The organism is Methylobacterium organophilum (assembly GCF_022179465.1).
GTDB lineage: Bacteria > Pseudomonadota > Alphaproteobacteria > Rhizobiales > Beijerinckiaceae > Methylobacterium > Methylobacterium organophilum.
Genome location: NZ_BPQV01000009.1, coordinates 66,628 through 85,627 on the forward strand (window position 1 = coordinate 66,628; position 19,000 = coordinate 85,627).

The 19,000-nt window shown below is 69.9% G+C and carries 19 protein-coding genes; 10 read left to right on the forward strand and 9 right to left on the reverse strand.

Annotated elements, in window-relative coordinates:
• The first annotated feature begins 158 nt into the window (after positions 1-158).
• Positions 159-1,334: a methionine adenosyltransferase gene (gene metK, locus MFF21_RS15430; protein ID WP_238312093.1), complete on the forward strand. Its 1,176-nt coding sequence runs from the start codon at positions 159-161 to the stop codon at positions 1,332-1,334.
• Positions 1,335-1,347: 13 nt separating this feature from the next.
• The gene (gene trmB / locus MFF21_RS15435) at positions 1,348-2,082 is read left to right on the forward strand and encodes a tRNA (guanosine(46)-N7)-methyltransferase TrmB (RefSeq protein WP_238312094.1); all 735 of its coding nucleotides are present in this window, start codon (positions 1,348-1,350) and stop codon (positions 2,080-2,082) included.
• On the opposite strand, the gene MFF21_RS15440 is transcribed toward trmB, so the two are convergent.
• On the reverse strand, positions 2,079-2,948 hold the full coding sequence (locus MFF21_RS15440; RefSeq protein WP_238312096.1) for an NAD(P)-dependent oxidoreductase: 870 nt from the start codon (positions 2,946-2,948) through the stop codon (positions 2,079-2,081). The two genes, trmB and MFF21_RS15440, sit on opposite strands and share 4 nt — an antisense overlap.
• A gap of 20 nt (positions 2,949-2,968) precedes the next feature.
• On the reverse strand, positions 2,969-4,000 hold the full coding sequence (locus MFF21_RS15445) for an alpha/beta fold hydrolase (protein WP_238312097.1): 1,032 nt from the start codon (positions 3,998-4,000) through the stop codon (positions 2,969-2,971).
• 107 nt (positions 4,001-4,107) lie between these two features.
• Between MFF21_RS15445 and MFF21_RS15450 the strand changes: the two genes are divergently transcribed.
• Positions 4,108-5,481, forward strand: coding sequence for an MFS transporter (locus MFF21_RS15450; protein ID WP_238312099.1), 1,374 nt, complete (start codon positions 4,108-4,110; stop codon positions 5,479-5,481).
• 85 nt (positions 5,482-5,566) lie between these two features.
• Positions 5,567-6,358 (forward strand): SDR family NAD(P)-dependent oxidoreductase, encoded by a 792-nt coding sequence (locus tag MFF21_RS15455; RefSeq protein WP_238312101.1) that lies wholly within the window; start codon positions 5,567-5,569, stop codon positions 6,356-6,358.
• A 70-nt stretch (positions 6,359-6,428) separates the two neighbouring features.
• On the opposite strand, the gene MFF21_RS15460 is transcribed toward MFF21_RS15455, so the two are convergent.
• Positions 6,429-6,737, reverse strand: coding sequence for an SWIB/MDM2 domain-containing protein (locus MFF21_RS15460; protein WP_238312103.1), 309 nt, complete (start codon positions 6,735-6,737; stop codon positions 6,429-6,431).
• Positions 6,738-6,987: 250 nt separating this feature from the next.
• Here MFF21_RS15460 and MFF21_RS15465 point away from each other — a divergent pair, with 250 nt between their 5' ends.
• Entirely contained in the window at positions 6,988-7,479 is a 492-nt protein-coding gene (locus MFF21_RS15465) for a DUF2721 domain-containing protein (RefSeq protein WP_238312104.1), read from the forward strand.
• A gap of 36 nt (positions 7,480-7,515) precedes the next feature.
• Positions 7,516-7,956, forward strand: a complete 441-nt coding sequence (locus tag MFF21_RS15470; protein ID WP_238312106.1) for a PRC-barrel domain-containing protein — start codon at positions 7,516-7,518, stop codon at positions 7,954-7,956.
• Between the two features lie 6 nt (positions 7,957-7,962).
• On the opposite strand, the gene MFF21_RS15475 is transcribed toward MFF21_RS15470, so the two are convergent.
• Positions 7,963-8,250 (reverse strand): hypothetical protein, encoded by a 288-nt coding sequence (locus MFF21_RS15475; protein WP_238312108.1) that lies wholly within the window; start codon positions 8,248-8,250, stop codon positions 7,963-7,965.
• Positions 8,251-8,702: 452 nt separating this feature from the next.
• Between MFF21_RS15475 and MFF21_RS15480 the strand changes: the two genes are divergently transcribed.
• The 3 genes from MFF21_RS15480 to MFF21_RS15490 all read left to right on the forward strand — a co-directional run bounded on the left by MFF21_RS15480 (position 8,703) and on the right by MFF21_RS15490 (position 12,745).
• Complete coding sequence (locus MFF21_RS15480) at positions 8,703-9,398, forward strand: PRC-barrel domain-containing protein (protein ID WP_238312110.1); 696 nt, start codon at positions 8,703-8,705, stop codon at positions 9,396-9,398.
• Positions 9,395-10,732: an MFS transporter gene (locus MFF21_RS15485; protein ID WP_238312111.1), complete on the forward strand. Its 1,338-nt coding sequence runs from the start codon at positions 9,395-9,397 to the stop codon at positions 10,730-10,732. The genes MFF21_RS15480 and MFF21_RS15485 overlap by 4 nt, the downstream gene beginning before the upstream one ends.
• Positions 10,733-10,978: 246 nt before the next feature.
• A complete protein-coding gene (locus MFF21_RS15490; protein ID WP_238312113.1) occupies positions 10,979-12,745 on the forward strand; it encodes an ABC transporter ATP-binding protein in 1,767 nt (588 codons plus the stop codon).
• A gap of 105 nt (positions 12,746-12,850) precedes the next feature.
• Here MFF21_RS15490 and MFF21_RS15495 read toward each other — a convergent pair whose 3' ends face one another.
• Entirely contained in the window at positions 12,851-14,104 is a 1,254-nt protein-coding gene (locus tag MFF21_RS15495) for an MFS transporter (protein WP_373325031.1), read from the reverse strand.
• 224 nt (positions 14,105-14,328) lie between these two features.
• Between MFF21_RS15495 and MFF21_RS15500 the strand changes: the two genes are divergently transcribed.
• The gene (locus MFF21_RS15500; RefSeq protein WP_238312114.1) at positions 14,329-15,075 is read left to right on the forward strand and encodes a class I SAM-dependent methyltransferase; all 747 of its coding nucleotides are present in this window, start codon (positions 14,329-14,331) and stop codon (positions 15,073-15,075) included.
• A 7-nt stretch (positions 15,076-15,082) separates the two neighbouring features.
• On the opposite strand, the gene MFF21_RS15505 is transcribed toward MFF21_RS15500, so the two are convergent.
• The 4 genes from MFF21_RS15505 to MFF21_RS15520 form a co-directional block, all read right to left on the reverse strand.
• Positions 15,083-15,565 carry an MmcB family DNA repair protein gene (locus MFF21_RS15505; protein WP_238312116.1) on the reverse strand — a complete coding sequence of 161 codons (483 nt, stop codon included), beginning with the start codon at positions 15,563-15,565 and terminating at the stop codon, positions 15,083-15,085.
• A gap of 100 nt (positions 15,566-15,665) precedes the next feature.
• Positions 15,666-16,442: a cobalamin-binding protein gene (locus MFF21_RS15510; protein ID WP_238312119.1), complete on the reverse strand. Its 777-nt coding sequence runs from the start codon at positions 16,440-16,442 to the stop codon at positions 15,666-15,668.
• Positions 16,442-16,963, reverse strand: a complete 522-nt coding sequence (locus MFF21_RS15515) for a DedA family protein (protein ID WP_238312120.1) — start codon at positions 16,961-16,963, stop codon at positions 16,442-16,444. Before MFF21_RS15515 ends, MFF21_RS15510 begins: the two co-directional genes overlap by 1 nt.
• A gap of 108 nt (positions 16,964-17,071) precedes the next feature.
• Entirely contained in the window at positions 17,072-18,748 is a 1,677-nt protein-coding gene (locus MFF21_RS15520) for a methyl-accepting chemotaxis protein (RefSeq protein ID WP_238312122.1), read from the reverse strand.
• Positions 18,749-19,000 lie beyond the last annotated feature (252 nt).

The window sequence follows — 19,000 nt, forward strand, 5'->3', positions numbered from 1 at the left end:
TCGATCTGAGGCAGCCGTCGGCGGCGGATCGTGTTCGTTATAACGGACGATTCCGCCGTTTCGCCTTGACCGACCGTTTTATGGGTGCAAGAACCCTCCGCCGTATCGGGTCAAGCGCCGCAATCACGTCGGGCGCGCCCGCGATCGGGGTGCCCTGCATGCCGCGCTCAGACTTCCTGTTCACGAGCGAGTCCGTCTCGGAAGGCCACCCTGACAAGGTGAGCGACCGGATCTCCGACACCGTCGTCGACGCCTATCTCGGGGTCATGCCCGAGGCGCGTCTCGGCGTCGAAACGCTGACGACGACGAACCGCATCGTGATCGCAGGCGAAGTGCGCGGTCCCGATTCCGTGACCTTCAAGGACCTGGAAGAACTGACCCGCGAGGCGGTCAGGGATATCGGCTACGAGCAGAACGGCTTCCACTGGAAGCACGCCGACGTCGCCATCCATCTGCATGCCCAGTCCGCCGACATCGCCCAGGGCGTCGACGCCTCGGGCAACAAGGACGAGGGCGCGGGCGACCAGGGCATCATGTTCGGCTACGCGTCGGACGAGACCCCGGCTCTGATGCCGGCCCCGATCTACTACGCCCACAAGATCCTCAAGGACCTTGCCGACGCCCGCAAGGCCAAGCAGGGCGAGGCCGCCAAGCTCGGCCCCGACGCCAAGAGCCAGGTCACGGTGCGCTACGCGAACGGCCGGCCGGTCGAGGCGACGCAGATCGTGCTCTCCACCCAGCACCTCGACGAGTCCCTCGACTCCGCGGACGTGCGGGCCATCGTCGAGCCCTATATCTGCGCGGCCCTGCCCCAGGACTGGATCACCGAGTCGACGGTGTGGCACGTCAACCCGACCGGCAAGTTCGTGATCGGCGGCCCAGACGGCGATGCCGGCCTCACCGGCCGCAAGATCATCGTCGACACCTATGGCGGAGCGGCCCCCCATGGCGGCGGCGCCTTCTCGGGCAAGGATCCGACCAAGGTCGACCGTTCGGCGGCCTACGCGGCGCGCTATCTCGCCAAGAACGTGGTCGCCGCAGGCCTCGCCCGCCGGGCCACGATCCAGCTGTCCTACGCCATCGGCGTGGCCAAGCCCCTGTCGATCTATGTCGACCTGCACGGCACCGGCAACGTAGACGAGGCCAAGCTCGAGGCGGTCCTGATGGACGCCCTCGATCTCTCGCCCCGCGGCATCCGGACGGCGCTCGGCCTCAACAAGCCGATCTATGCCCGCACCTCGGCCTACGGCCATTTCGGCCGGGATCCCGAGGCGGATGGCGGCTTCTCCTGGGAGAAGACCGACCTTGCCGACAAGCTCAAGTCGGCGTTCTGAGGCCCGAACCGCCATGGGGAGGGATGAGAGCATCCCTCCCGAAGCGGGCGGGATCGGCGAGCCGGATCGGGCTTTCTTCGGCCGCCGCAAGGGCAAGCGGCTACGGCCCGGTCAGGAGCAGCGCCTTGAGGCGCTGCTGCCCCAACTTCGTGTGGCCCTGCCCCCGGCAGGCGCCTTCCTCGATCCGCCGGCGCTCTTCCCGGTTCCGGTGGACGAGGTCTGGCTCGAGATCGGCTTCGGCGGTGGCGAGCATCTCGCGGCTCAGGCCGAGAGCCATCCCGGCACCGGCATCATCGGCTGCGAGCCCTTCGTCAACGGCGTCGTCAAGCTCCTGCGGGAGGTCGACGAGCGCGGGTTGCGCAATGTCCGCCTCTGGGACGAGGACGCGACCGCTGTGCTCGCGGCGCTGCCCGATGCGTCGGTTGCGCGGGTCTACCTGCTCTATCCGGATCCATGGCCGAAGCGCCGCCAGCGCAAGCGCCGCTTCGTCGCGGACGCCTCGCTCGCCGAGATCGCCCGTGTTCTGAAGCCCGGCGGCCTGTTCCGCTTCGCGACGGACATCGACGACTATGCCGGCTGGACGCTGGTGCGCGCCGCCCGTTGCCCGGGCCTGCGCTGGACAGCCGAGCGGGCGGACGATTGGCGCACGCCGTTCCCCGGCTGGCCCGGCACCCGCTACGAAGCCAAGGCCAAGGCGGCCGGGCGGCGGCCGAGCTACCTGACATTCGAGCGGGTTCGGCCGGTTTAGCCCTGGCCGCTGCGCCGGGCCGCCACGCTCGCGAGGGCCGCGAAGTCCTTGTCGCCGTCGCCGTGGCTCAGTGCGTCGATGAAGTTGTCCCGCAGCACGCTGCCGAAGCCGAGGGGTACGCCCACCGCCTCGGCGGCGGCGAGGGCCAGGCGGATGTCCTTGGCGCCGAGTCGCATCGTGAAGCCCGGCGGCTCGTAGCGCTTCTCCGCGATCAGCGCGCCGTACCCCTTGTAGACCGGGGAGGCGAACAGGGTGTTGGTGAGCAGGTCGAGGAGGTCCGCACCCTTGACGCCGTGGCCCTCGACCAGGGCACAGGCCTCGCCCATGGCCTCGATCGCCGACATCAGCATGAAATTGCCCGCGAGCTTCACCGCATTGGCGCGATGCGGCTCCTCGCCGAAGCGCCAGGTCTTAACGCCCATGGCGTCGAGCAGGGGCTGAACCGTCGAGATGGCCCTATCATCGCCAGCGGCCACGATGTTGAGCGCACCCTTCTCGGCTGCATCCGGCCGGCCGAAGACGGGGGCGCCGACATAGGTGACGCCGGCCCGAGCATGGATCGGTGCCAACTCCTGGGCGAGCGCGACGGAGATTGTCGACATCGAGACGTGCACGGCCGGGCGCTCCGGCGCGTCGAGCAGCCCACCCTCCACGATCACCGAGCGCAGGGCAGCATCGTCGGCGAGCATGGTGATGGCCGCGTCGCCGCGGAACGCCTCCGCCGCGCTCGCCACGGGAGTGGCTCCCGCAACCTGCCGCGCCGGGTCGGGCGAGCGGTTCCAGACCCGGACGTTATGCCCGGCCGCCACGAGTTGCGCCGCCATGGCGCGGCCCATGCGGCCGAGCCCGAGAAATCCGACATCCATGGCTCTCTCCGATCCCTGCGCTAATGCCCGTTGAGGAAGTCGAGGGCGAGGGCGTTGAAGCGCTCGGTGGCTTCCATGTGAACGAGGTGGCCGACGCCGTCGATCACTTCGACGCGGCCATCGGCCATCTTCCCGGCGAGCGCCCTGGCATTGCGCGCGTTCTCACCCATCCCGGCTCGCAATTCGGCCGGCGCGTAGGGCTTGCCCGGGGCGTTGTGATCGTTGCCGCCCATGATGAACAGGGTCGGCGCCTTCACGAGCGGGATCTCGTGGACCACTGGCTGCCCCCAGATCGCCTGGTAGGAATTCACGAAGGATTGCAGCCAGCGGGGGTACTCGCCGGAATCCTTCACCCGTTCGCGCATCGCGACGAAGGGCTCGATGGCCGATTCCGGCAGGGACAGGGCGTAGCTCGTCATCAGCTGCCGGCGATAGGCATCGGCCGTCAGTTCGCCCTCGCGCTTGAGCAGAACGGCGTTGGAGACCGGCGGCACCGTGAAGCGGTAATCCTCAAGCCCGATCGGCGCCTCCAGAACCAGGGAATTGACCCAGTCCGGGAAGTTGCGGGCGAGGCGGAGGGCGAGCATGCCGCCCATCGAGTGCGCGACCACGTCGACGCGCTTCAACCCCAGCCGGTCCAACAGGTTAACCGTTTCCGCAGCCATGGTATCGAAGCTGAAGGCTCCGACAGGCTTCGAGGACTTCCCGAAGCCGAGCTGGTCGACGGCCACGACCCGGTAGCCCGCCGCCGACAGGGCTCGGATGACCGGCTGCCAGTAGCTCGAGGGGAAGTTGCGCCCGTGGAGCAGGAGGGCGGTGCGTCCGTTGGCGGTTCCCGAGGCCGGCACGTCCATGTAGGCGAGGCGCAGCGCCTCCCCGTCCCGCGTCACCGGGAGGTAGCGGACGGGATAGGGATAGGCGAAGCCTTCGAGGGCGATCCCCAGGGCCGGGTCGGTCGTCGCGGACGGCCCCTCCTGCGCGGGAGCGGCCTCGGGGAAGGCCAGTTGGGCGAGTCCGAGGCCGAGAAGCCCGAGGATCGCGGCGAGACGCATGGGAACTCCGGTGCGGATGCGGCGTCGCGCGCCGCTGCGGCACGGGAGATAGGGTTTTGCGCGCTCCGGCAATGGCCCACGGCGCCGCGGTCGGGAGGTTTTGCCGGATGACGCCCATGCCGAGCACCCAAGGGGACGGCCTGCCCGTCCGCGAACGGATGCTGGCGCTCACCGGGATCGCGCTGGCCATGACCCTGGCCGTGCTGGACGGGGCTATCGTCAACGTGGCCCTGCCGGTCATGGCCAAGGACCTCGCCGTCGCGCCCGCCGACGCGATCTTCGTCGTCAACGCCTACCAGATCGCGGTGACGGCGACGCTCCTGCCGCTCGCGAGCCTCGGCGAGATCGTGGGCTATCGCCGCGTCTATCTCTGGGGGCTCGCCGTGTTCACCGCGGCCTCCCTCGCCTGCGCCCTCTCGCCGAACCTGACCGTGCTGATCGCCGCGCGGATCGCGCAGGGGCTCGGCGCGGCCGGCGTGATGAGCGTGAACATCGCGCTGGTGCGCTTCATCTATCCCCACCGGATGATCGGGCGGGGCGTCGGCAACGTCGCCCTGATCGTCGCGGTGGCCTCCGCCGCGGGCCCCACGGTCGCCGCCGCGATCCTGTCGGTGGCGACCTGGCCCTGGCTGTTCCTCGTGAACATCCCGACCGGGCTCGCGGCGCTCGCCGTCGCGGCCCGCACTCTCCCGGCCAATCCCCTGAGCCAGCGGCGCTTCGATCTCGTCAGCGCCGCGCTCAACGCACTCACCTTCGGGCTGCTCATCGTCGGCGTCGACGGGCTCGGCAGCACGGAGGGGCGCGGGATCGCCCTGGCGCAGATCGGCGGCGCCGTCGTGGTGGGCGGGATCTTCGTGGCCTACCAGCTCCGGCTGCCCGCGCCGCTGCTGCCCCTCGACCTCCTGCGCATCCCGGCCTTCGCCCTGTCCATGGCGAGCTCGATCTGCGCCTTCGCCGCGCAGATGATCGCCTATGTGGCGCTGCCCTTCTACTTCCAGGACGTGCTGCATCTCTCCGAGACGCGCACCGGCCTGCTGATGACGCCCTGGCCGCTCGCCATCGCGGCGATGGCTCCGGTCTCGGGGCGGCTCGCCGACCGGTTTCCGCCCGGGCTTCTCGGCGGCCTCGGCCTCCTGATGCTCGCCGCCGGCCTGACCGCCATCGCGCTCCTGCCGGATGCCCCCACAACCCTCGACGTGGTCTGGCGGCTCGGCCTCAGCGGCCTCGGCTTCGGCCTATTCCAGGCACCCAACAACAAGATCATCATCACCAGCGCGCCGCGGGAGCGGGCGGGTGGCGCCAGCGGCATGCAGTCCAGCGCGCGGCTCGTCGGGCAGTCGCTGGGCGCGGCCTATGTCGCGGTCGTCTTCGGTCTGCTCGCGGGGCGGGCCTCCTCCGCGGTCGCCGCGGCCTTGTGGAGCGCGATGCTCCTCTCCCTGGCCGGCGCCGTCACCAGCGCCCTGCGCCGGACCCGGGCCTGACCGCCTGCCGCGGCGCACCCATGCTCCCCCTCGCGCGTTGACGCGACTGAGGCGGCGCATCGCGCGTCATGCGGGAGAAACGGCCATGGACATCGACTTAAAGGGCCGCAGCGCCCTAGTGACCGGTTCGACCGGCGGCATCGGCTACGCGGTCGCCCGGGAACTGGCCCGGCTCGGCGCCTATGTCGCCGTGAACGGGCGCACCGCCGAGCGCGTCGAGGCGGCGATCGAGCGGCTGAAGGGCGAGGTCGAGGGCGGCCAGTTCATGGCCGGGATCGGTAATGTCGGCACCGCGGAGGGCGCGGCAGACCTCGTGGCGGCCCTCCCCAAGGTCGACATCCTGGTCAACAACGCCGGCATCTTCGAGCCGAAGCCCTTCTTCGAGATCCCGGATTCGGACTGGGCGCGCTTCTTCGAGATGAACGTGATGAGCGGCGTGCGCCTGTCCCGCGCCTATGCGCCAGGCATGGTGGAACGCGGCTGGGGGCGGGTCGTCTTCGTGGCGAGCGAGTCGGGCGTGAACATCCCGACCGAGATGGTCCATTACGGGATGACCAAGACGGCGCAGCTCGCCATCGCCCGGGGCCTCGCCGAAACGGTCGGGGGCAGCGGCGTGACGGTGAACGCGGTGCTGCCCGGGCCGACCCTGACCGAAGGCGTCGCCGAATTCCTGAAGGCGATGGGCGGCGCGGGCGAGGATCTGGAGGCCCTGGGCCGCACCTTCATCGCGGAGAACCGGCCGACCTCGCTGATCCAGCGGCTGGCCCGGCCGGAGGAGGTCGCCAACCTCGTGGCCTATCTCTGCTCCCCCGCCGCCAGCGCGACCACGGGGGCCGCTTTGCGGGTCGATGGCGGGGTGCTCCGCGGCATCGTCTGAGCCCCCGGTCTCCCGGCGCGACCGGCAGATCCGGTCGCGCGCGGGGCGGTCTCTTTCGAAGAGGCCCTGATCAGGCCTTCAGATGCGCGGCGAGATGCTTGTTCATCTCGAACATCGAGCACTTGTCCTTGCCGAAGATCTTCTTGAGCTTGTCGTCGGCAACGATCTCGCGCTTGTTCTCTGGGTTCTGGAGATTGTGCTTCTTGATGTGCTCCCACACCTTGCTCACCACCTCGCCGCGGGGAAGCGGCTTGTCGCCGACGATGGCGGCGAGCTCGGCGGAGGGCTTCAGCGGCTGCTGAAGGGCGTTGGGCTTGCCCTCGCCTGCGGCGGCCTTCTTGGGGGCGGCGGCCTTCTTCTCGGTGGTCTTCGTTGCCATGGGTTCCTCCGTTACGGCGCGCCAGCGCCAACGCCTGCCGGCTCGCAGCCTGCGACGCTGAGTGCAACAACTAAGCGGTGTTACGCGTGTTCCAAGAGCGCGGCGCGGTCAACCCGGAAGCCGTCCACAGGCGGGCACCGAGAGCGGTTTTCATCCCGCATCCCCTCAAATTTGCGTCCCAACCCCTCTAGGGAGGGCAGCGGCGCCCGGCCGCCTCCCTGTTTCGCCTCCCCTTCCCCCGCGCGGCATCATGCTCGACAGCCTCTCCCCCTCGACCCTCGACAGCACGGCGCACATCATTCAGGTAGCGCTGACGCCGGTGTTCCTGCTCTCGGGGCTCGCCACGCTGCTCAACGTGTTCGCGACCCGGCTGGGGCGCGTGGCCGACCAGTTCGACGCCCTCACCAACCGCATCGTCTCCGTCGAGGACGGCGAGCGGGCCCATATCGAGCGGCGCATCGCCCGGCTGCGGGTCCGTTCGCTCCTCCTCGACCTCGCCGTCCTGCTCGGCGCCGCCGGCGGGGTCGCGATCTGCGGCGCGGTGCTGACGCTGCTCGTCGGCGCTTTGCGCGACGCGACGGTCGCCAGCCTGCTCTTCGCCCTGTTCGGCGCGGCCATCCTGTGCACGATCTGCGCGCTCGTGGCCTTCGGCGTCGAGATGCTGATCGCCAGCAAGGGCGTGCGCCTGCAGATGGCCGCCGAGGAGGCCAAGGCCGGAACCGGCGGCGACGCCCGGGATTGAAACCGGATCGTCGTGTGCACTGCGTTGGAGGCCACCATGCCGACGGATCTGCCCGGGGAAACCCGCCTGCGCCCTCCCGGCAGCCTGGAGCTCGATCCCTCCGGGGGCGAGGGCGTCGCCCTCGACGAGACGCGCCGGCTGATCGCCTCGAACAAGGTCGAGGGCACGCCGGTCTATGACGGCGAGGGCCGCCATCTCGGCACGGTCCACAATTTCATGGTCGACAAGGTGTCGGGGCAGGTCGCCTACGCGGTCCTGTCCTTCGGCGGGTTCCTCGGGCTCGGGGAGACCTATCACCCGCTGCCCTGGAACGCCCTGCGTTACGATACGACGCTGTCCGGCTACGTGGTCGACATCGATCCGCGGGATCTCAGCGGAGCGCCGACCCAGGGGCGCGACGAGGATCCCTTCGCCGAGCCGGGCTTCGGAGGCCGGCTCGACGATTATTACGGCGGCCGGAAGGCTCCGACCGCCTGAGCGCCCTCAGAAGCTGCCGCCGACGCCGACGCCACCGCTGCCGGTCAGGCTCGGCGTCAGGCCGCCGGAGCTGCCGCGCGGGCCCGTCTCCGCCCCCTCGATCTCGTCGCGGCTGATCCGGCGCGGGCCGGTCTCCGCCGTCCGCGTGGCCACGCCCGCGTTCTTCGGGATGTCGAGGCGGCGGGTCGGCGTCGTGGCGATCGGCTTGCCGTCCTCGTCGACGGAGGAGGTCCGGAACTGGCCCGGCACGGAGCCCCTCATGGAGGGCGGCGGCCCCACATCGGATTCCGGCATCACGCCGCCACCGCCGCCCAGGGCCTGGCAACCGGCCAGGCCGGCGGCAAGGAGAGCCGCGGCACCGACGTGCCTGGCATGAAAACCGACGGACGAAGCGGACCCTTTGACGGACCCCTTCGCAGACCCCTTGGGCGGCATGGCTCGATCCTCGCACGACGCGGCGCCGTTCCAGGGCGCTCGACTTTGATCTCCGGCTGCCGCTCTACGACGCGGTTACGGCGAAAACCAGACAAGGTCGTCGGCTACCATTGGCCGTTCCCCCACCGCAACGGCTGCCGCGCCCCCGACGCGGGATCGTCTCGGCGGGTCCACAACTTCGCCTTCCTTGCTGGCCAGAAGGCCATGCCCGCCGCGCGGTTGCGAAGAGGGCCGGAACCGGGTTGAACCAGGGCTGTTCTTTGCCGGTGCCGCGCATGGCCGCATGCGCGGGACGATCGAGAGGTGACGGGGTGCGCAGACTGATCCGGACGATCGCTTGCTCGACGATCGCCCTGTGGGCCGCAGCCGCTTCGGCCGGCCAGACCAACCCACCGGCCGCGTCGGACCCGGCGCCGGCCGCCACGCCCGCCCCGGCCCCCGCCGCTCCGCCACCGCCGGCGCCGCCGGCCCAGAATCCCGGCACGCCCGCGACCGTGCTCGACACGCAGGACTACGAGACCCTGCTCGGCAAGAGCGTGCGTGCGGCCAATGGCGACGATCTCGGCCGGATCATCGACATCGTGGTCGACAAGGACGGGAAGCCCCGGGCCGCGATCATCGATTTCGGCGGCTTCCTCGGCGTCGGCTCCCGCAAGATCGCCGTCGAGTGGCGCGCCCTGAAGTTCAACGCGGACGGTAAGCTCGGCGCGCTCACGCTCCAGCTCAATCGCAACCAGGTTCGCGTCTCCCCCGAATACAAGTCGGGTGAGCCCATCGTCGTGCTCGGCCCCTCGAACCCGGGCAACGCCGCCGACGCCGATCCGGCCGCCCTCGAACGGGCCGCGCAGGAGAAGGCCGCTCAGGAGAAGGCGCTCCTGGAGCGGGCGGTGCAGGAGCGGGCCGCCCAGGAAAAGGCGGCCGCCGAGAAGGCCGCTCAGGAGCGGGCCAACCAGGACAAGGCGAGCCAGGAGAAGGCCGCCCAACCGGAGATCAAGCCGGAGAAATGATGGCAACCCGGCCGAAGGAGAGACGCCCGATTTCCCCGCGTGAGCGCGATACGGCGCGGCCCGACCCGCGCGAGCGCGGTGCGGCCCGGCCGCTGCGGCGCCCCGCCGGCGGCCCGGCCCCGGCGCCGTCCGCGCCGAACGCGCGGTCGGGCGCCTACGGGCTCGACGCCTTCGCCTTCTTCGTCGCCAATCTCCAGACCGGCTTCGGCCCGTTCCTGGCCGTCTATTTCACCCAGCAGAAATGGACGCAGTCGGATATCGGCTTGGCGCTCACCGTGGGCAGCCTGGTCAGCCTGCTCGGCCAGGTGCCCGGGGGCGCCTTCGTGGACGCGTCCCGCTCCAAGCGCTTCGCCGCCGGCTTCTCCGCCTTCTGGGTTGGCGCCAGCGCCTTCATGCTCGCCGCCGTCCCGACCTATCTCGTGGCCCTGCTGGCCATGGCGATCCACTCCGCCGCGAGCTGCGTGCTGACGCCGGCCATCGCCGCGATCTCGATCGGCCTCGTCGGCCATGCCCGGGCCGGTGCCCGGCTCGGGCGCAACGCGAGCTTCTCGGCCATCGGCAACGCCCTCGGCGCCGCCGGGATGGGCGCCATCGGCTACTATCTCTCGAACAACGCGGTGTTCTACCTCGCCGGGGCGCTCGTCATCCCGGCGCTCTTCGCCCTCTCCTTCATCCCCGCGCGCGGGGTCGAGGAGATGCCGATGCCGAAGGCCTCCGCCGCCTCGGACGAGCCCGGAGGCCTGAAGGCGCTCCTGAAGAACCGGGCCCTGCTGTGCTTCGCCGCCTGCATGGTCCTGTTCTTCCTGGCCAACGCGGCGATGCTGCCCCTCGCCGGCTCGGTGCTGACCCTGCGGGCGAGCGAGACCGCGACCGCGCTCGTGGCCGCCTGCATCATGGTGCCCCAGGCCGTGCTGGCCGTGACGGCGCCCCTGGTGGGACGGCTCGCCCAGAGCTGGGGCCGCCGGCCGCTCCTGCTGATCGGCTTCGCGGCCCTGCCGATCCGCGGGTTCCTCTTCGCCTATGTCGACAGCCCGCACCTGCTGGTGGCGGTGCAGGTCTTCGACGGCATCTCCGCCTCGGTGCTCGGCGTGATGGTGCCCCTCGTGGTCTCGGACGCGACGCGCGCGACCGGCCGCTTCAACCTGGCTCTGGGCGCGGTCGGCACGGGCATGGGCATCGGCGCGGCCCTCTCGACGGCGCTGGCGGGGGTGGTCGCCGACGAGTTCGGCACCCATACCGCCTTCCTCGGGCTCGCCGGCATCGGCGTCCTCGCTTTCCTCCTCGTGCTGGCGATCATGCCCGAGACCCGGGCCCCGGCGGAGGCAACGCCCTAGAGGCGGCGAAAGAAAATCGTGCCGAAGCCCCGGGGCGGGTTGAGCCCGGGCGCGTGCGGCGCGACAAGGGACGCGTGCGATGCGTCTCCCCGCTCAAGCGCCGTTCAGGTTCCGCGATTTATGAATCTGGTCGCGGCCTCGCTTGAAACATAAGGCGACGCTTCGCGTTCCGACCTTTGAGGGTGAGTGCGGCCTGCCGGCGGCGCGTCGCCCTGCAGGTCTGATCAATCGGGATCGGCAGTCGCGATGGAAGATCTCTGCAGTTACGCCAACAGGCCATGGGCCTTCGTCGGGCGCTACCTGAAGCGCCGCATCCTCCCCCATCTCGTCATCCTCGTGGCCGTCCTCGGTGCCGTCGGTTTCTCGGTCTCGACAGACTATGCCCTGAAGGGCGTGGTCGATTCCCTGAGCAAGGGGCCGCAGGCGAGCCATGTCTGGACGGCGCTCGCCGTGCTGATCGGCTTCATCGCCGCCGACAACATGCTCTGGCGCGTCGCCGCGCTGGTCGGCGCCTTCACCTTCGTCGGCGTGACCGGCGACATCCGCCGCGACCTGTTCCGGCACATGACGGGCCACGCCCCGTCCTTCTTCGCCGACCGCCAGCCGGGCACGCTCGCCTCGCGCATCACGGCGACCTCGAACGCGATCTTCACGGTCGAGAACATGTTCACGTTCAACGTGATGCCGCCCTGCGTGGCCGCGTTCCTGTCGATCCTCTACATCGGCACCGTGAACCTCACCATGGCGGCCGTGCTCGCCGGCATCTTCCTCGCCGTCGTCCTGCTGATGTTCAAGATGGCCTCGGCCGGCAAGCCGCTGCACCACGACTTCGCCGCCAAAGCGGCCTCGGTCGACGGCGAGATGGTCGACCTCGTCGGCAACATGAACCTCGTCCGGGCCTTCTCGGCCTTCAAGCGCGAGTACAAGCGCTTCGACGGCACCATCGGCACCGAGATGGGCGCCCGGCGGAGCTCGCTCCTCTACCTCGAGAAGCTGCGCATCACCCACGCCTTCCTGACCGTGATCTCGATCCTCGGCCTGCTCTACTGGGTCATCAGGATGTGGGAGGCCGGTCAGGCGACGAACGGCGAGGTGGTCCTGGTCTGCACGCTCGGCATCCGCATCCTGGCCGCCACCCGCGACCTCGCGGTGGCCCTCGTCGACGCGACGCAGCACACCGCCCGCCTCTCCGAGGCGCTGCACACCCTGCTGCAGCCGCACGAGCTCAAGGACCATCCCGAGGCGGAGAAGCTGGAGCACCAGACCGGTGCCGAGATGACCTTCGATCACGTCGCCTTCAGTTACCCCGACGGGCGCACGGTGTTCTCCGACTTCAACTTGGTGATCCCGCCGGGCCAGACGGTGGGCCTCGTCGGCAAGTCGGGCGGCGGCAAGTCGACCCTGTTCTCGCTGATCCAGCGCTTCTACGAGGTGCAGGGCGGCCGTATCCTCATCAACGGCCGCGACATCACCCGGGTGACGCAGGAATCCTTGCGCGAAGCCATCACGGTGGTGCCGCAGGACGTGTCGATGTTCCACCGCTCGCTGCGGGAGAACATCCGCTATGGCCGGCCGGACGCCACCGACGAGGAGGTCTGGCAGGCGGCGGAGGCGGCCCACTGCACCGACTTCATCAAGGCCCTGCCGGAAGGCTTCGACACCATCGTCGGCGACCGCGGCGTCAAGCTGTCGGGCGGCCAGCGCCAGCGCATCGCCATCGCCCGCGCGATCCTGAAGGACTCGCCGATCCTGCTCCTCGACGAGGCCACCTCGGCGCTGGACGCGGAATCGGAGGAAGCGATCCGCGCGGCACTGGCGAACCTGATGAAGGGCCGCACGGTGATCGCCATTGCCCACCGGCTCTCGACGCTCAAGGACTTCGACCGGATCGTAGTGCTCGAGGGTGGCCGCATCGCCCAGGACGGCTCGCCGGAGAAGCTCACCCATCTCGACGGCTTCTACCGCGAGCTGATGAAGAAGGAATCGATGTCGATGTCCCTCGCCGCGGCATAGGCGGCGGGATCGACGCCGAGACGAAAAGGGTCGCCGCGCGGAGAGCGCGGCGACCCTTTTCATGAGAAGAGGACGGCGCCCGAAGGCCGTCGAGTCAAGGGCGCTTCACCGACGCGCCCTCAGGAATGCGCCGCCCCCCGGACGGGACCGCGCGTCCAGCGCCCAGGACATTGTCCAGATCGCGAGACCGCCCAGCGCGAGGGCGACGCCAACCCAGCCCGTGGCCGGCAGGCCGAAGCCGGATGCGATGGCGAGCCCCGCGAGCCACGGCCCCAGCGCATTGGCGACGTTGAAGGCGGAATGGTTCAGCGCGGCGGCGAGGGTCTGGGCATCCTCGGCAACGTCCATCAGCCGGGTCTGCAGGATGGTGGCGAGGCCGCCGCCGCAGCCGATCAGGAACACGACCGGGAGCAGCGTCCACAGGCTCGCCGTCGCCGCGGGATAGAGCGCGAGCACCACGGCACTCCAGACGAGCGTCGCCGCGGCCGAGAGCATCAGGGCCCCGGACCGGTCGGCAATCCAGGCCCAGCCGAGATTGCCCAGGGTCAGACCGGCGCCGAACACGGCCAGCGCCGCCGGGATCAGCGCGGGCGAGACCTGCGTGACCGACAGCATGGTCGAAGCGAGATAGGTGTAGACCGAGAACATCCCGCCGAAGCCGACGGCGCCGATCGCGAGCGTCAGCCAGACCTGGCCGCGCTTCAGGGCGCCGAGCTCGCGCAAGGGGCTCGCCCCCTCCATCGGGGCGCCGAGGGGCGCATAGAACCGCACGAGCGCCGCCGTGAGCAGGGCGAGCCCGGCCACGATGGCGAAGCTCCAGCGCCAACCGAAGATCTGACCGATGGCGTTGGCGAGCGGCACGCCGACCACCGTGGCGACGGTGAGCCCGGTCAGGACCTTGGCGGAGGCTCCGGCGCGCTTCTCCCGCGGCACGAGCGAGGCGGCCAGCAACATCGCGACGCCGAAATAGGCACCGTGGGGCAGCCCCGCGAAGAAGCGGAACGCCAGCATCGCGTGGTAGCTCGGCGCGATCGCCGAGAGCAGGTTGCCGAGAGCGAACATCACCATCAGGCCGATCAGCAGCGTCCTCCGGGCGATGCGCGCCGCGAGCACGGCGATGACCGGCGCGCCGACGACGACTCCGAGGGCGTAGGCGCTGATGACGTGGCCGGCGGTCGGCGCGTCGATGCCGAGCGCCGGCGCGAATTCAGGCAGCAGGCTCATCGAGGCGAACTCGGTCGTGCCGATGGCGAAGCCGCCGACAGCGAGGGCCAGGATCACGAGGGCGGGATGATGGGCGTCGGCGGCAGCCGTCGGCGCCGCATCGGCGGCGCAATCGGCCGTCGAGGCGTGGGGCACGGGCAAATTCTCTCGATGGCGTGGTGCGCCGCAACGTAGACCTCACGGTCGAGCGGCCCACCGAAATCCGTTCATGTCCGGCATGTGCCGGGTGCAAACGCGATGTGGGCCGGGGCGGCCCATCGAACGACCATGTGCGTGAGCGCACCTGACGGGTGCGCAGGCAGGCGATCTGACATAATCAGCAACAAAGCGGAGCGTGCCGGGAGAACGATCGGATGTGGATGATCGGCAAGCTGCGTCAGGCGTTCCGCGAGGATGGCATCTCCGGGCTGCTGAGCCGCAGCCTCGGCTTCCTGTACCGGCGCCTCGTCCGCCCCCTGTCGCCTGCGCGCCGGCCCCTGCGCTGGGGCGGTGTCCCGATCTGCCATCTCCGCAAATGGACCGATCTCCTGGTGCCGGATTCTTGGCACACGGAGCGGCTCGACGATCCGACCTACGAGGCCGGGCTCGTCGGTGGCCTGAACGCGCAGGTGCGCCCCGGTGACCGGGTCGTGGTGGTGGGCGGCGGCGTGGGGGTCACGGCGGTGACGGCGGCCCTGTGCGCCGGGCCCTCGGGGCGGATCGAGTGCTACGAGGGCAGCGCCGAGAATTGCGGCCATGTCCGCGCCACCGCCGCGCTGAACGGCGTGGCGCTCGGCATCCATCACGCCGTGGTGGGCGAGCCGATTGCCGTCTACCACGACCCCGCCGGCTTCGGCGCGCTCGTCGCCCCGGCGGCCCTGCCCCTCTGCGACGTGCTCTGCCTCGATTGCGAGGGAGCGGAGGTGACGATCCTGCGCGAATTGCCCTTCCGCCCCCGCGTGCTGCTCGTCGAGACGCACGGGGTCTATAAGGCGCCCTCCGCCCTCGTCGCCGCGATGATGCGGGAGCGCGGCTACGCGGTCACGGATCTCGGCTGGGCCGAGCCGCGCTTCGCCGAATCCTGCCGCAGGGACGACATCCGCGTCCTGCTCGGGACCGCGGCCTGAGGGATCCTCAGAGGGCGCCCTCGCGGATGGCGCCGGGATCGGCGAGGGCGTGCAGCAGCCCGGCCGCGCTGTGGGCGAAGCGGAGCGTCACCGCCTTGCGCCGGGCGGGGCTGAGCGCGTGATCCGGCGGCTCCCGCAGGATCGCCGCGCCGAAGGCATCGGCGACGATCAGCCCGCATTCCTCCGGGATGAGGCTCTCGGGCACCGTGTCGGGGATCGCGAAGAAGAAGCGGTCGCAGAAATCGCGGTAATCGGGCCATTTCCGGTCGGCCCGGAAATCGGCCACGCTCGACTTGATCTCGACGATGGTGAGCTTGCCCACCCCGCAGAGGGCGATCACGTCCGCCCGGCGGCCATTGGCGAGGGAGAATTCGGGGAGCGTGACGCAGCCCATCTCGGCAAAGAGCCGCCGCACGCCGCGCTGGACATGGAGCGCGGTCGGCGACTGACGGCGGTCCGGCGGCAGGGTGAGGGCGACGGCGGCGGACATCGGGCTTCCTTGCGCGGCGCCGGTGCGCGGGGACGCCCCAGGCCGAATCACGAATCCGCATCCTGCCAAGGCCGGACTCGCCCTGTCACCTGCGGCGGGTTCACGCGAGCAGGCGGCGGATCGCCTCGAAGCCGTCGCCGAGCGCCGCCGGGCCCGGCTGCAGGATCAGAGGGGACTTGATCTCGTGGATGCGCCCGTTGGCGACCGCCGGGATCGCCGCCCAGCCCGGGCGCCCGGCGATGCGCTCGGGGTTCACACGCTTGCCGCACCAGGAGGCGAGGATCACGTCGGGCGCGGCAGCGATCACCATCTCCGAGGTCACGATCCGGTCCTTGGCGGCCTGAGCCTTCGCCCGGTCGGGAAACACGTCCTGCCCGCCCGCGAACCCGATCAGCTCCGAGACCCAGCCGATGCCGGAGATCATCGGCGCATCCCATTCCTCGAAATACACCCGAGGCCGCGCCCGGCCCGCGGTCTCCGCCGCGGATTGAGCCAACCGCGTCTCGTAGGCGCTCGCAAGATCGTCGGCCGCTGCGGACATGCCGACGAGGGCGCCGAGCGTGCGGATCATGGCGAGGCAGCCCGCCACGTCGCGCTGGTTGAACAGGTGCACGGCGATGCCGGCGCGGGCGAGATCGGCGACGATCTCCGCCTGCAGGTCGGAGAAGGCGAGGACGAGGTCGGGATCGAGGGCGAGGATCTTCGGCAGGTCGGCGCTGGTGAAGGCCGAGACCCGCGGCTTCTCCTTGCGCACCCGGGCCGGGCGCACGGCATAGCCCGAGACGCCGACGATACGGTGCTCCTGGCCGAGCAGGTAGAGCGTCTCCACCGTCTCCTCGGTGAGGCAGACGATCCGCTCCGGCGGGAAACGGCGCATCAGCCCCGGAACCAGCCGAGCAGCCCCGCACCGGGGGCGAGCAGCACGAAGGCCCAGACGAAGGCCGATCCCCAATTCGCGATCTGGAACGGGATGCGCGTCACCCCGAAGCTGCCTGCGACGAGGGGCACCACGGCCCGGGCCGGGCCGAAGAAGCGGCCGATCGCCACCGCGCCCGCGCCCCAGCGGCGCAGGAAACCCTCGGCCTTCTCGGTCATCTCGGGATGGCGGCTCATCGGCCAGAGCCGCTTCACGCCGTCCTTGAAGTAATGGCCGACCTCGTAGGAGATCCAGTCGCCGAGCCCGGCGCCCACCGCCGCCCCGATCACGATCGGCCAGAACGGCAGGTCGCTTCCGCCGATCAAGGCGCCGATGCCGACCAGGATCACGGTGGCCGGCACGAGCAGGGACAGGAAGGCCACGGATTCGCAGAAGGCCAGGAGGCCGGTCACCAGGGGCGCCCAGGCCCTGTGCGCCTCGACGAATGCGAGCGTCGACTGGCGCAGGGCATCGATATCCATTCCTGAAAGGCTCCCTCCCCCGGAGCCTGCCATGTGGCCAAGGCATCGCCCCTCGGCAAGCGGCGCCGTTCGTCAAACGGCGCCGCCACCGAGGAGCCCGTGGGCGGATCAGGCCGCGCGGACCCCTTCGAGGAAGCGGTTCACCTCGTGGCCGAGATGCGTCGACTGGCGCGACAGCTCGGAGGCGGAGGCGAGCACCTGGCTCGCGGCGGCCCCCGTCTCCCCCGAGGCCTGCGCCACGCCGGCGATGTTGGTCGTCACCTCGCCGGTGCCTACCGAGGCCTGGGCGACGTTGCGGGCGATCTCCTGCGTCGCGGCGCCCTGCTGCTCGACCGCGGCGGCGATGGTGACGGCCACGGAGTCGATCTCGCGGATGCGGGTGGCGATCCCCGCGATGGCGCGCACGGCCTGTTCCGTCACGCTCTGCACCTCGGTGATCTGCTGGGAGATCTCGTCGGTGGCGCGGCCGGTCTGGTTGGCGAGCTCCTTGACCTCGGCCGCGACCACCGCGAAGCCGCGGCCCGCCTCCCCGGCCCGGGCGGCCTCGATGGTGGCGTTCAGGGCGAGCAGGTTGGTCTGGGACGCGATGGTGGAGATCAGGCCGACCATGTCGCCGATCTTGGTCGAGGTCTGGCTCAGGAGCTGGACCAGATGGGCCGTCGAATCGGCCTCGCCGACGGCGGTCTGGGCGAGCCGGGCCGAGCCGGCGACCTGGCGACCGATCTCCTCCACGGAGGTGCCAAGCTCCTCAGCCGCCGCCGCGACGGTCTGGACGTTGCCGGAGGCCTGCTGCGCCGCGGCCGCCACGCTGTTGGACTGGCTGGCGGTCTGGGTCGCGGAGGCGGTCATCGCCTGAGCGGTCGATTGGAGGTTCGACGCGGCGTCGTTGATCGTCGCGAGCGATCCACCGACCGTCGACTCGAAGCCGCCGATCAGGCTGTCCAGAAGGATGGCGCGGCGGTTCCGGCGTTCCTGCTCGGCCGCCTGCTCCCTCTCCAGCCGCTGGCGCTCGATGGCGTTGTCGCGGAACACGAGGACGGCCCGGGCCATCGCGCCGATCTCGTCGCTGCGCTTGGCCTCCTCCAGCGCCACCCCGGTCTCGCCGGTGGCCAGCACGCCCATGGCGTCGAGCAGCCGGTTGTTCGGGCGGATGATCGAGCGGATGATCAGGCCGGAAACGGCGGCAAGCGCGATCATGATGCCGACGCCGATCAGCGACAGCCGCTTGATCTGCTCCCAGATCGCCATGTTCAGATCCCCGATATGCACGCCGGTGGCGACGTAGAGGCCCCAGGGCTTGTGGTAGCGGAACACGGCGATCTTGGTCGTCGGCTCGTTCTCTCCTGGCCGCACCCAGGCATAGGACACCTGGGCATGTCCCTCCTGGCGGGCCCGGGGAAGGACGTCCGCGACAAAGCGGAAGCCGTTGGCATCGGCCTGGTCGCTGAGATCGGTGCCGATCATCTCGGGCTTGATATGCATGCGGATTCTGCCCTTCTCGTCCATGACGAAGAAGTAGCCGTCGTGGTCGAACCGCATCGCGACGACGTTCTTCAGGGCCTCGGACTGGGCTGCGGCCGCGCTCATCTCCCCCTTCTCGGCCAGGGCATGATAGCGATCGATCAGGTTCACGGCCGCTTCGGTCATCAGCTCGATGCGGTTGACCCGCTGCTGAAACATCGTTCCGAACTGGTAGTAGAGGGCTGTGCCGCCGAGAATGATCAAGCTCAGGCCGGCGAGCGCGACAAGCGCGTAGAGTTTGCGTGGAAGATTGATCCGCAGCACTTCGAGCGCTCCAAAGTTCGATCAGATGCCCGCGATCAACAATGATAAAATGCTTAACAATTAATTAAAATTATAATAAATATCCCGAACGGTCATGATTATGACAATGATTTTGATAGGTTTTTGAAATCTTGTTCGGATTTCAAAATTTCATAATACAATCGATACCCACACGCCTCGACTGCCGCAATCGAGAATTGCAAATATTCGTCCGTTCCGCAGAACTCGAAGCGTCGTTTTCCCTGAGACGCG